At 43.3% G+C, this 13,634-nt stretch carries 9 protein-coding genes and 3 tRNA genes; 11 read left to right on the top strand and 1 reads right to left on the bottom strand.

The features are described 5' to 3' along the window. A complete protein-coding gene (locus ACHZC4_RS08105) occupies positions 1-2,313 on the top strand; it encodes an alpha/beta fold hydrolase (protein ID WP_394753329.1) in 2,313 nt (770 codons plus the stop codon). Here ACHZC4_RS08105 and ACHZC4_RS08110 read toward each other — a convergent pair. Continuing rightward, complete coding sequence (locus tag ACHZC4_RS08110; RefSeq protein ID WP_394753330.1) at positions 2,282-3,625, bottom strand: PepSY-associated TM helix domain-containing protein; 1,344 nt, start codon at positions 3,623-3,625, stop codon at positions 2,282-2,284. The genes ACHZC4_RS08105 and ACHZC4_RS08110 overlap by 32 nt on opposite strands. Positions 3,626-3,725: 100 nt before the next feature. On the opposite strand from ACHZC4_RS08110, the gene ACHZC4_RS08115 reads away from it, so the two are divergent. The 10 genes from ACHZC4_RS08115 (at position 3,726) to ACHZC4_RS08160 (ending at position 13,577) form a co-directional block, all read left to right on the top strand. Further along, positions 3,726-4,577, top strand: coding sequence for a radical SAM protein (locus ACHZC4_RS08115; RefSeq protein ID WP_394753331.1), 852 nt, complete (start codon positions 3,726-3,728; stop codon positions 4,575-4,577). Between the two features lie 75 nt (positions 4,578-4,652). Beyond that, a tRNA-Leu gene (locus ACHZC4_RS08120) sits at positions 4,653-4,737 on the top strand. Positions 4,738-4,844: 107 nt separating this feature from the next. After that, complete coding sequence (gene tig, locus ACHZC4_RS08125) at positions 4,845-6,167, top strand: trigger factor (protein WP_394753332.1); 1,323 nt, start codon at positions 4,845-4,847, stop codon at positions 6,165-6,167. An 8-nt stretch (positions 6,168-6,175) separates the two neighbouring features. Further along, positions 6,176-6,817: an ATP-dependent Clp endopeptidase proteolytic subunit ClpP gene (gene clpP / locus ACHZC4_RS08130; RefSeq protein WP_394753333.1), complete on the top strand. Its 642-nt coding sequence runs from the start codon at positions 6,176-6,178 to the stop codon at positions 6,815-6,817. A gap of 109 nt (positions 6,818-6,926) precedes the next feature. Further along, on the top strand, positions 6,927-8,198 hold the full coding sequence (gene clpX, locus ACHZC4_RS08135; RefSeq protein ID WP_394753334.1) for an ATP-dependent Clp protease ATP-binding subunit ClpX: 1,272 nt from the start codon (positions 6,927-6,929) through the stop codon (positions 8,196-8,198). 99 nt (positions 8,199-8,297) lie between these two features. Further along, the gene (gene lon / locus ACHZC4_RS08140; protein ID WP_394753335.1) at positions 8,298-10,721 is read left to right on the top strand and encodes an endopeptidase La; all 2,424 of its coding nucleotides are present in this window, start codon (positions 8,298-8,300) and stop codon (positions 10,719-10,721) included. 434 nt (positions 10,722-11,155) lie between these two features. After that, positions 11,156-11,440, top strand: a complete 285-nt coding sequence (locus tag ACHZC4_RS08145) for an HU family DNA-binding protein (RefSeq protein ID WP_394753336.1) — start codon at positions 11,156-11,158, stop codon at positions 11,438-11,440. A 12-nt stretch (positions 11,441-11,452) separates the two neighbouring features. Further along, positions 11,453-11,528: transfer RNA gene (locus tag ACHZC4_RS08150), tRNA-Val, on the top strand. A 6-nt stretch (positions 11,529-11,534) separates the two neighbouring features. Continuing rightward, positions 11,535-11,611: transfer RNA gene (locus ACHZC4_RS08155), tRNA-Asp, on the top strand. Positions 11,612-11,702: 91 nt separating this feature from the next. Then, entirely contained in the window at positions 11,703-13,577 is a 1,875-nt protein-coding gene (locus ACHZC4_RS08160) for a SurA N-terminal domain-containing protein (protein WP_394753337.1), read from the top strand. The last annotated feature ends 57 nt before the right edge of the window (positions 13,578-13,634 follow it).

A 13,634-nucleotide genomic window follows, 5' to 3' on the forward strand; every position in this document is an offset into this window, starting at 1 on the left:
ATGCCCAAAGCACCTTACCCTGATAATTGGTATGAAATTGATACGACGCTCTATAATCGATCGGTAAAAATTTTTAGCGCCGTCAAAAAAATGCTCGGCGTTAAAATGATGCTGCATGGCGATGCGCAGGTACAAGAAGGCGATATTTTTTTATTCAATCATTTTGCCCGCTTTGAAACCTTTATTCCGCAATTTTTAATTTTTGAGCAAACGGGTGCCTACAGTTGCGCGATTGCTTCCAGCGAATTTTTTAAGGGCGATACCTTACTGGCCAATTATTTGCAAAAAGTGGGGGCAATTCCACACGATCACCCGCGCATTTTTAGCCTTTTGGCGGCACAAATACTGCGCGGACATAAGGTTATTATTTTTCCGGAAGGCGGGATGGTCAAAGACCATCGAGTACTCGACCATCAAGGCGAGTACAATATTTATTCGCGTATTACTGGCGAAAGACGTAAACAGCACACCGGTGCTGCGGTATTGGCAGAAGGGCTTGAACTCTTTAAAACGGTGATCCGTCATGCTTATACCACTAAAAATCACGCCCAACTTGTGTACTGGAAAGAGCACCTGCAACTCGATAGCTTAGATCAGCTACTAGTAGGCGCTTTAAAACCTACCCGTATTATCCCCGCCAATATTACCTTTTACCCCATCCGAAGTTCAGCAAACTGGTTGTCTAATGGTGTTGAATTATTTACTGACAATTTAAGTTTCAGACAAACCGAAGAATTATTGGTCGAAGGCAATATTCTCCTCAAAAATACCGATATGGATATTCGCATGGGAAAGGCTATCGATCCCTACGCTTATTCACCTTGGTGGGCACGTTATATTTTAAAAAACATAGCGTCCGAGTTTAATAACCTCGATGATGTATTTGCCGTTAATTCCGCCCCTAAAAACCTTAAGCAGCGCCTGCTATCGAGCTATCTTAAAAAAAGTGCCAATGCCACCCGCAATGAGTACATGAAAGCTATTTATGACAACGTCACTATCAACCTGAGCCATCTTGCGGCTACCCTGATTATGGTTTGTGTCGAAAAGGGCCGTATGTCTATTCCGCGCCAAGATTTTTTTACCTCCCTGTACGTGGCGGTTAAACACTTACAGCACAATACCAGTGTTCATTTGCATCGAAGCCTGCTTAACCCATTGGACTACAGCGATTTAATGGCCGGAACCAGCAAACGCTTTCAGCAATTTATTCATGTTGCCGCTAGTAGCCAATTGCTTATTGAGCATGAAGACGGTTACGAATTCTTACCCAAACTGTTAAAAGAACAAGATTTTGACAGCATTCGCCTGGAAAATATCATTGCCGTTTACGACAACGAAGTAGAGCCGATTACCGCCATTCGCGATGTTATCGTCAATGCACTGGAGAATTGTAAAACCTTTGATAAAAAACAACTGGCGGCCTGGTATTTTGAAGATGAATGCCGTGATTTAAGTTGGGAAACCCGGGCTTATAATAAAAGCAAGTACGATGACATCAATAGCCAGGAAACTGCCGAAGCCGATGCAACGCCTTTTTTACTGACCTCTGAGAACAGCAATGGCCTGGGCGTATTGCTGATTCATGGTTTACTGGCTAGCCCTGCGGAATTGAGAGATTATGGCAATTATCTTGCACAGCAAGGTTATACGGTTATGGGCGTGCGCCTAAAGGGCCATGGCTCTTCGCCTTATGCCCTGCGCAAACAAACTTGGGAAGATTGGTATGCCTCTGTCTTAAGAAGCTTTACTATTTTAACCGCGCATTGCCCACATATTTTCGTCAGCGGATTTTCAACAGGCGGTGCATTGGCACTTAAACTGGCCTCTGAAAGACACCCAGAAATTATCGGGGTATGCGCCACTGCCGTGCCCATCAAATTTGTTAATCCAGCCTTTATGCTGGTGCCGTTATTACACAGTGCCAACCGACTGATAGATTGGTTTTCATCTTATGAAGGCATCAAACCTTTTATCGAAAATGATTCCGAACATCCGCTGGTCAATTACCATCATGTCCCGGTCAAAAGCTTGTATGAATTACGTCGGCTGATTGAGGCCACCACTGAATTCTTACCCCGAATTAACATACCGGTCCTGATTGTTCAGGCCGATAATGACCCAGTTGTCTCACCTAAAAGTGCCCATGACATTATGGCAAAACTCACTACGCCGGAAAAACAACTGGTCATCATTAACGCCAATCATCACGGCATTTTGATGGAAAATATCGGCGGAACCTGGGAAACCATACATGACTTTATGTGTCGCTGCCAACCGGTTAAAACTTGTCTATCCGCTTTTGTCGATTAAGCCACGCTGCACGTAACCGATAATAACCATGTAGCAACCTGATACCAGCAAGCTTAATGTACGGCAGGGCCGTTTTTATCGCTATTTCGCTAACGCGATGTAGTTTAACGACACTCAAGTAAACCGTTTTTAACGCACGTTGCCCCAACGCTTTAAACCTAGCCCAATTCACAGGCCTATCCTGGACTTTACCGCGCCGATGTAACCAGCGCAGCACGCCACTGACATATAAAAAGCACACTCCAAACCCTGACAAAAACCAGATAAAACGCCCCTTAGCGCCTAATGCTTCACCGGTATGCACCGGCCAAATCCACGTTAAAGCGGTTTCGCCTGTACTAAATCGAAACGGATCACGCACTTCTCGGGCCTGCCCACTCCAGCGATCTACCCACACCGTAGTAAACGGATGTCGCTCATTAATCTCGCCTGCTTGCCGTAAATTAATCCGATAAATACCACTATTGCCCGCCGGTGTAGTAATACGTCTTAACTTGCCTCTGGGAAACGCACCCCGGGCAATAAACTCAGCGGATTCCAAACCGGTAGGATGATCATTAGGGTTTGCCGTGCTTTCAATGGTACGTCCGGTTTCGCCATGCGCCATGCCCGACGAACCCACCACCGTTTCTAATAGCTTAGGGTAACTGAGCATAAAACCGGTGATGGCCAATAATAACAACCCGGGCGCTACAAAAATCCCCGTAACCCGATGCACATCAAATAAAAGCCTTATGATACCGTTGCGATAATTAATTTTTAACGCCGAAACAATATTTCCTAAACCCGGCCACCATAAATACACGCCGCTGCACACAGAAATACTCAATAATGCGCCTAAAATTCCCACGGTATTCCAGCCAAAGCGGTTCATTAATAACTGGGTGTGTAAATCCAGCAGCCACGTGGTTACGGTTTGTCCCCAAAAGCGACTGGCAACCACTTCTGCGGTATATGGATTTACTGACACCATCAACGGCGCATATAATTCAAAAAAGGTTTCTGTGGGCTTATCGTACCAGGCGGTCATCATGCTATGCGGCGATTGTGGCATCTCTAATGTCCAAGAACCGTAGCGCTTAGGATGGGCACTGCGCACTGCGGACATAATATGATCGAGTGACTGCCATTCACCCTGCGGGTTATTAATGACCAATTGCGGATTAAGGAATTCGTCTATGTCTTCCCGGTACACACTGATACTCCCGGTCAGACCCACCAGTACAAAAAACAACCCGGCAATTAACGCCAGCCACAAATGAACTTTTAAGCACATTAACCGCAGTGATAAACCTTGAAAAAAACTTCGCATAACCCTGTTTTAGATTAAAATAAATATTATCCCATACTCATCATGAATTGGATCAATCGTTCGGCTAGAACCACAAAACTAAAAACCAGCAAATGTCACTATGTCTCCCACATTAACAACCACTGACCACAGCCGCGATATTGCCGGGTTAAAATATATTTATCCGGTTATATCAAGACGTGCAGGCGGTTTATCGATAGGGGTTAATTTCAATACCAACAATGCCTGTAACTGGCGCTGTGTATACTGTCAAGTGCCGGAACTTACCATCGGCACGGCACCAGACCTAGATTTTAAGCTGCTGGAAGACGAGTTGCGCTTTTTTCTTACTAACGTTTTGCACGGTGATTTTTACCAGCGTTTTAACATTGCTGAAAACCAGCGCGTGATCAAAGATATTGCCATTTCCGGCAATGGCGAACCCACTACTTTACAAGATTTCGCTAAAGCGGTAGAGCTCATTGGTAAAATAGCAACGGAAATGGGGGTATTCCCCCAAAGCCATTTTGTGTTGATCACCAACGGCAGCTTAGTGCATTTGCCTAGAGTTCAACATGGCTTGCAAGCTTTAAAAAACTACGGCGGGGAAGTGTGGTTTAAACTGGACAGCGCTACTGATCAAGGCCGCGCACTAATCAACAATTGCGCACAAAGCGCCGAAACCAGTTTAAAAAACTTAACGCTATCAGCCAGTCTTTGCCCTACAAAACTGCAAACCTGTTTATTTAATTACAACGAAGCGGGGTTTTCTGCCGTCGAACAAGAGGCATTGCTAAGCTTGCTACAGATCATTAAAAATGACACGCCAGTAACAACAGTGATGCTATACACATTAGCTAGGGCTTCTTTACAGCCAGAAGCGAATCTCCTAAAAAAATTATCTTTGGATGAATTAAGCGTCTTTGCTGCAAAAATCAAAGCATTAGGCTTTCATGTGGGCATTAATGCCTGAAAAGGTAGACCCTGCACTAAATTAACACTTGTTGTCATACTAAACTTACCTTTATAATGCCAGGTTCAGCTATGTGCGAATGTGGCGGAATTGGTAGACGCGCTGGATTTAGGTTCCAGTAGGTAACCCTGCGAGAGTTCGAGTCTCTCCATTCGCACCACTTAATTACTAAAATTAGCTACACTTTTAAGTTAGCTAAGTTTTCAGGTCTTTTGAGCCGCCATCGGTACTCCATAAAATTCATCGTAACTTATTTGAGGTAAAGAAATGCAAGTTTCTGTCGAAAAGACATCAGAATTAAGCATAAAAATGACTGTCACTGTGCCTGCAACCGTTGTCCAGCAAAAAATGGCAGCACGCTTGCAATCACTAGCAAGCAAAGTCAAAGTTGATGGTTTTCGTCCCGGTAAAGTTCCTGCTCAAGTTGTCAAAAAGCTTTATGGCGATAAAATTCGCGCTGAAATCAGTGAAGAGCTGTTTAAAAGCACTTATCCTGAAGCCTTAGCCAAAGAAGCGATAAGGCCCGTTGACTACCCGCTGATTGAATTTTTGAATGACCCAGAAGGCATAACTTACACCGCATCAGTGGAAGTCTACCCAGAAATAATCTTAGACGCGCTAGATCAAATGGAGGTTATTCGTCCGGTAGCGACAGTACAAGACAGCGATGTTGACACCATGATCGAAAAACTAAGAATCATGCGTCAAACCCTGCAATTAACCGACCGTCCTGCACAAGAAGGCGACCGTGTTAGCATCAGTTTTTCAGCGACCTGTGACGACAATGGCTTGAGTACGGGCAGAATTGACAAGGATGAAAAAGGTAATGACTTCGGCGTCTTTATCGGCGCAAAGCAAATGATCCCAGGCTTTGAAGATAACTTAATCGGCCTTAAAACAGGTGATAATAAAACTTTTCCATTAGTTTTTCCTGAAAACTACAACAACGCTGATTTTGCAGGTAAAGCGGCTCAATTTGAAGTCGATGTCATCAAGGTCGAAGAACCTTCCCCGCTGCCCGAAATTGATGATGAATTCGTTAAGGCTTACGGCCTTGAAGGCAGCACTGTAGATTCTTTTCGTGAAGATGTTAAAGCCACGATGGAAAGAGAACTGGAACAAGCTTTAAATGAACAATTTAAAGCCGCCGTGTTAGGAAGCGTTTATAAAACAGTTCCCTTGCCATTGCCCAACGTGTTAATTGAACAAGAAATTGAAAACCTGGCTAAACCTTATCTGGATAATGCCAAGAAACAAAAGCTCAACATGGAAGAGTTTAAACTTCCACGTGATATATTTGAAGAAACTGCCAGAACACGCGTTACCTTATCGCTGATTTTACGTGAAATCATTGAAAAGCAAAACATACAACTTGACGACACCAAAGTACGTACAGTTGTGGAAAGAATGGCGCAAAGCTTTGAAAGACCTGAAGAAGTCGTTGAATACTATTACGCAGATGAAAAGCGTTTGAACGACATTCGCCAAATGGTTCTGGAAGAGCAAACGGTAGAATGGCTGGCAGCACGCGCCAACATATCAGATGAAACACTGAGCTTCAGTGAAATCATGGACAAACAGCAACGTTAGGAATGCACATGTATAAGCACACGCTAATCAACCAAATGATAGCTCCTCAAGCGGCTGGCGGCCTGGTGCCAATGGTTGTTGAGCAAAGCGCTCGTGGCGAACGCGCCTACGATATTTACTCGCGCTTATTAAAAGAAAGAGTCATATTTATGGTCGGCCAAGTTGAAGATTACATGGCCAACTTGATTGTCGCCCAGTTGTTGTTCTTAGAGTCAGAAAACCCCGATAAAGATATCCATTTGTATATAAATTCACCGGGCGGCTCAGTCACAGCAGGCATGTCAATTTATGATACGATGCAATTTATAAAGCCTGATGTCAGCACCATGTGTATCGGCCAAGCGGCTAGCATGGGTGCATTATTGCTAACTGGTGGCGCCAAAGGAAAACGCTATTGTTTGCCGCACTCCAGAATGATGATTCATCAACCTTTAGGTGGATTTCAGGGACAAGCTTCAGACATCGATATCCATGCACGGGAAATATTGTTAATCCGAGATAAATTAAACAAAATTTTATCTGATCATACCGGACAACCGATTGAAAAAGTGCAACAAGATACCGATAGAGATAATTTCCTCAGCGCTAACGACGCCGTAAACTACGGACTGATTGACAAAGTCTTGTCAAGTCGGGATGCTATAGCTTAAACGGAATGAGTTCTGATGCCATGGATTTGGCTTTTGAATGTTTCTGTAATATTGTTTATCACATGGAAAGTAAACATACCACATTGATGTTTTTAGAGGATTTTGCGTTATGAGTAATGACAAAAAAGGCAAAGACGAGGAGAAGCTCCTGTATTGTTCCTTTTGCGGGAAAAGCCAGCATGAGGTTAGAAAGCTGATTGCAGGGCCTTCGGTTTACGTTTGCGACGAATGTGTCGAACTGTGTAACGACATCATTAAAGACGAGCTGCAAGAAAAGTCTACTTTTAGTGGTGGTGCTTTACCTAAACCCAAAGAAATAAAAAATGAGCTTGATGGCTATGTTATTGGCCAAGATCGCGCAAAAAAAATGCTGGCAGTTGCGGTCTACAACCATTACAAGCGTTTACGCAGCCGCACCAAAAAAGACTCTGTAGAGCTGGCAAAAAGTAATATTTTACTTATCGGCCCCACCGGTTCAGGCAAAACATTATTGGCTGAAACTTTAGCTCGCCTGCTTGACGTCCCTTTTACCATTGCTGATGCCACCACCCTCACCGAAGCGGGTTATGTGGGCGAGGACGTGGAAAACATCATCCAAAAAATCCTGCAAAAATGTGATTACAATATCGAAAAAGCCGAAACCGGTATTGTTTACATTGATGAAATCGATAAAATCTCCAGAAAATCGGACAATCCTTCCATCACGCGTGATGTTTCTGGCGAAGGTGTTCAGCAAGCCTTACTGAAATTAATTGAGGGTACGATCGCTTCTGTGCCACCTCAAGGCGGACGCAAGCACCCCCAGGGTGAATTTTTGCAAGTCAACACCGCCAATATCCTGTTTATCGTGGGAGGCGCTTTTGCAGGTCTCGACAAAGTTATTAAAGCACGCTCTGAAAAAGGCGGCATAGGTTTTAGTGCCGAAGTTAAAACCAAAGATGACACAAAAAACGTCGGCCAGCTGTTTGCCGAGGTTGAGTCTGAAGATTTAATCAAATACGGCTTAATTCCCGAATTTGTTGGCCGTTTACCCGTCGTTGCCACTTTAGACGAACTGGATGAAGTGGCGTTGATTAAAATATTGACTGAACCTAAAAATGCCTTAATCAAACAATATCAACATTTGTTTGAAATGGAAGGTGCCGAACTTGAATTTCGAGAAGACTCTTTGGGCGCTATAGCTCGAAAAGCCATGGAAAGAAAAACGGGCGCACGCGGTTTACGTACTATTGTGGAAAATGTCTTATTAAATACCATGTACGAATTGCCTTCCGCTGATAATATAACCAAAGTGGTGGTCGATGAAGCCGTTATTTTAGGCCAATCAGAACCGTATTTAGTATATGAGTCTGAAAACCAAAAAACCGTGGCCGAATCCTGATCCCTACGACAAAAATTCTTTTACAATATCTTTAGGACTTGCTATTTCAATTAGCGCCCCCAAATCTTGATATTCAAGAAACTGCCGAAGGTTGCCATTATGGAAACACATACAATGTCAGACACAGAGACTTTAATACCAGTTCTGCCGCTTAGGGATGTTGTAGTATACCCGCACATGGTTATCCCCCTTTTTGTGGGTCGTGGAAAATCTATTGAAGCACTGGATGCGGCAATGGAAGACAACAAGCAAATTTTGTTAGTTGCCCAAAAAGAAGCCGAAATTGATGATCCGACATTTGACGACCTGTATGAAGTTGGCACTCTAGCCAACATTTTACAACTGCTTAAATTACCCGATGGCACAGTAAAAGTACTGGTAGAAGGCAGTCAGCGTAGTTTAGTACGGCATTATCAACAAACAGGTCAGTTTTTTTCCGCAGCAGTGACACCTATAGAAGACATCTTAATTCTTTCCCAACAAGAACAAGATGTGTTGCAACGTACCGTGTTAAATTCATTTGACCAGTATGTCAAATTGAATAATAAAATCCCCCCAGAAGTATTAAGCTCACTATCCGGCATTGATGAACCCAGCCGTCTTGCTGATACTATTGCGGCACACATGCCTCTAAAAGTGCATGAAAAACAAACGATATTAGAAACGGCGAACGTTGAAATACGGCTTGAAGATTTAATGACGCTTATGGAAGGCGAAGTCGATCTGCTGGAAATGGAAAAGAAAATCCGTGTGCGTGTTAAACAGCAAATGGAAAAAAACCAGCGTGAATATTATTTGAATGAGCAAATGAAAGCCATTCAAAAAGAACTCGGGGATATGGATGATGTCCCCAATGAAATTGAAGAACTGGAATACAAGATTGAAATGGCTGGCATGTCCAAGGAAGCCAAAACTAAAGCCATTACCGAGCTGAACAAACTTAAGCTTATGTCACCGATGTCGGCTGAAGCTACCGTGGTACGTAATTATATTGACTGGATAGTCAATGTACCCTGGAAAAAGAAAACCAAGGTTAGGCATGATTTAAAGCTGGCTGAGCAAGTGCTGGAAGAAGAGCATTATGGCCTGGAAAAAGTCAAAGAGCGCATACTGGAATATCTGGCGGTACAACAGCGTGTAAAACAGCTGAAAGGTCCGATCTTGTGCTTAGTCGGCCCTCCGGGTGTAGGCAAAACCTCTTTGGGCGAATCCATCGCCAGAGCCACCAATCGCAAGTATGTGCGCATGGCGTTAGGCGGTGTTCGTGACGAAGCGGAAATCCGTGGTCATCGTCGCACTTACATCGGCTCTATGCCCGGCAAAATATTACAGAACCTAGCTAAAGTAAAAACACGTAACCCAATGTTTTTACTAGATGAAATTGACAAGATGGCCGCAGATTTTCGTGGCGACCCTGCATCAGCGCTTCTGGAAGTACTCGACCCTGAGCAAAACCATACTTTTTCAGATCATTATCTAGAAGTCGATTTCGATTTGTCCGATGTCATGTTTGTTGCAACGGCCAATACGCTGAACATTCCCCCTGCCCTGCTGGACAGAATGGAAGTCATCCGTTTGGCCGGCTATACCGAAGATGAAAAAATTAATATTGCGCTGCGCTATCTGGTTCCTAAACAAATCAAAAATAATGGACTTGAAGCTAACGAAATTGAAATTTTAGAAAATACCGTTAGAGATATGATTCGCTATTACTCCAGAGAAGCTGGCGTACGTAGTCTTGAACGCGATATCTCAAAAATTTGTCGAAAAGTAGTTAAAGCGCTATTGTTAAAACCCAGCAAAGCTCAAGTGTGTATTACACCCGAAAATCTTGGCGATTACTTGGGAGTGAGGCGTTACAATTATGGCCTTGCCGAAGAACAGGACCAGATTGGTCAAGTCACTGGCCTAGCCTGGACGGAAGTTGGCGGTGAACTATTAACCATTGAAACCGCCGTTATTCCAGGAAAAGGTAAGCATTCGGCAACAGGCAAGCTGGGCGATGTCATGAAAGAGTCGATTGAAGCAGCCATGACAGTGGTTAGAAGTCGCGCCGAAATTTTAGGCATCGATAACGACGTTTTTCAAAAAAATGATATCCATATTCACGTCCCTGAAGGCGCAACCCCAAAAGATGGGCCGAGTGCAGGCATAGGCATGTGTACAGCGATTATTTCGGCGCTAACCAAAATACCGGTGCATGCCAACGTAGCAATGACAGGTGAGATCACTTTACGCGGCGAAGTATTGCCTATCGGGGGTCTTAAAGAAAAATTGCTGGCTGCGCATAGAGGTGGCATCACCACGGTTTTAATCCCGATGGAAAATGAAAAAGATTTAGTGGATATCCCTGAAAATATTAAACAACATCTCACCATAAAGCCTGTACACTGGATAGATGAAGTTTTACAAGTTGCTTTGCAATACATGCCTGTTCCGGTTGAAAAAATAGAACCTGCCGAACAACCTCAAAATGAAACTGATTCAGCTAGAGCGGCAAAATCAATACTTACCGCACATTAGGCTAAACTGCATCATGTAATTGACGACATAGCTGTCAATTACATGAATTTTGTTTTATAAAACTATTAAACAATTGCTGTGGCATGGCCTTCTATTACATTGTTTTAAGAAACTAATTTTATTAATTTTTTCAATACAATCAAACAGCACGCCGTATTATGCTCATAAATCATCTACCCTCTGGGGATAACATTTTTTTATTGGCTTTATTTAAACGTTTATTGGGCTACAATGCAGTGTCAACAAAACTTATGAAGTTTGTTGTTTTTTATCTTTACCATAAAAATAGGCGCATTGAATCGGTTAAAGCTTGACACCGGACAAGGCCTATTGATATAAATTACGGGTATTTCTTGTGTTTCAGAGGATCGCACATAGGAATTAGCACGTTTTATTGCTGAACACATATAAAATTGACTTCCTAAGGGGGAATAATGAATAAATCGGAACTTATTGATGCTATTGCAGAGTCTGCTAATTTAACAAAAACAGATGCTGGACGTGCTTTAGATGGTTTTATTAACGCAGTAACCACAGCATTGAGCGACGCGGATGCAAGCAAGCGATCAGTTGCTTTAGTCGGCTTTGGTACCTTCACCGTAAAGGAACGCGCTGAACGTAAAGGTCGTAATCCACAATCTGGTGAAGAGATTACAATTAAAGCTGCAAAAATTGCATCATTTAAAGCTGGTAAATCTTTAAAAGATGCTGTAAACTAGTCTTCATCAGTCGGGTGCTTAGCTCAGCTGGGAGAGCGGCGCCCTTACAAGGCGTAGGTCGGGGGTTCGATCCCCTCAGCACCCACCAGACTTTGGAGCGGTAGTTCAGTTGGTTAGAATACCGGCCTGTCACGCCGGTGGTCGCGGGTTCGAGCCCCGTCCGCTCCGCCAAATAAAAAAGCCCCGCGCCATCTGGTGCGGGGCTTTTTTTTTAATCTGATTTCCGCTTTACATTTTAAATTATTGCTTCGGAATAAAAGTTATGCTGACAACAATTAGAGAAAAAGCGCAAGGCACTTTCGCAAAAGGTATGCTGGTAGCAATTTGCTGCGCCTTCGCCTTGTGGGGGATTCAAAATTACATGAGTAACGGCTCTGAGCCGCCTGTTGTGTCCGTGGGTGACAAGGATTTTTACCAGCGCGATGTCAATAAAGCCTACGAAAAATACAGTCAAAATTTACAAGGCATGAACATTGATGAGCAGGAATTAAAAAAACAAGCGCTCGACAAACTGATTAAGGATGAAGTTTTATTACAATATGTGCATGATGAAGGTTTAGTCGTCACAGACGAAAGTGTAAGAACCTTTATAAAAACCCTGCCCTATTTTCAAACTAATGGTAAGTTTGATGACCAACAGTATAAAAAACTGCTGAGTTCACAACGCATGTCTTCTGCACAGTTTGTCAACGAAATAAAAAATGCTTTGATCATGGAGCAATTTCAACGCAGCATTACAGAAAGCAGTTTTGCCACAAAGTACGATATTGAAAGTTTCTTTAAAATCCACAACCAACAGCGCGATGTTGCCTATGTGACTATTGCCCCGCAAAAACTCACCGAACAACCTTCGGATGAAGAAATTACTAAATACTATCAACAACACCAAGATGTCTATAAAATTCCCGAGCAAATATCGGTAGAGTACGTAGAACTGACCAGTGATGATATGGCCAAAACCATTCAAGTCACGGATGAAAAAACAAAAGCTTTCTACGACGAACAAATAGACCAATATACCACCCCGGAACGTCGAAAAATCAGTCATATTTTATTTGCTATTAACAGCAAACAAGATGATAAAACGGCATTAGCTAAAGCCACTGCCGCTCAAGAAGCACTAAAAACCAAAGACTTTTCAGCTTTAGCCACTGAAGTTTCCGAAGATAAAAAATCCGGTAAGGAAGGTGGGGATTTAGGCTTTTTTAATACCGGTGATCTGGAAAAAAGTATTGAAGATGCGGCCAAAGCCTTAAAGAAAGGTGAAGTTTCCAAGCCGGTCAAATCGGCATTTGGCTATCATTTAATTAAATTAACCGAGTTGGAGTCCGCAGTAGTAAAACCCTATAATACGGTCAAAGCAGAGGTCGCTAAAGCTTATCAAAAAGCCCAATCTGAAGATGCTTTTTTTAAAGCCGGCGAAACCTTAACGGAAGTGAGTTACCAAAATCCAGACAGCTTACAGCCCGCAACCGATGCATTAAAACTTCCCATCAAAAAGTCAGGCTTATTCACCAAAGATAAAGGTGATGGCATTGCAGCTGATGAAAAAGTGCGCACTATGGCGTTTTCTGAAGAAGTGCTACAAGGCAATAACAGCACACCGATTGAAATGAGTGCAGATCGCGTGGTGGTATTGCGTAAACTGGAGCATAAGCCCAGTGCTACTCGCGAACTAAAAGAAGTTAAAGCGGATGTAGTGGCGGCAATATTAGCAGATAAAGCGAAGCAGCAAGCTGCGGACAAAGCACAAAAAATAAAAACACTCTTGCTAGCAGGTGGCGCCATAGATACGATTGCCGCCGAAAACAAGCTGCCAGTCCAAAAACTACCTGGGTTTACCCGTACCAGCACCGCTGTCCCAGAGGCCGTGAGTCAAGCGATTTTTAAAGCAGCAAAACCCGTAGCCGGTAAAGCCACAGCAACTGCGGTAACGTTGCCTACAGGCGAAAATATTGTTATCAGCATCACAAAAGTCATCGAGGGGGTAATGAGCGAAGCAGACAAGAAGAAGCTGGACTTAGCAACCAAAAATATCGCCAAAGCGGTAGGCCAAAATGAGTTTGAGGCTGTTTTGAGTAGTTTACAGGCTGATACTGACGTCTCTATTGCCAAGCAGAAACCAGTAGCACCGTAGTTAAAACCTGTCCGTTAAACACGTAAGGGAATTTTTCTCTTACGTGTTTTACAACTT

The organism is Crenothrix sp., from assembly GCF_043729335.1.
Classification (GTDB): Bacteria; Pseudomonadota; Gammaproteobacteria; order Methylococcales; family Methylomonadaceae; genus Crenothrix.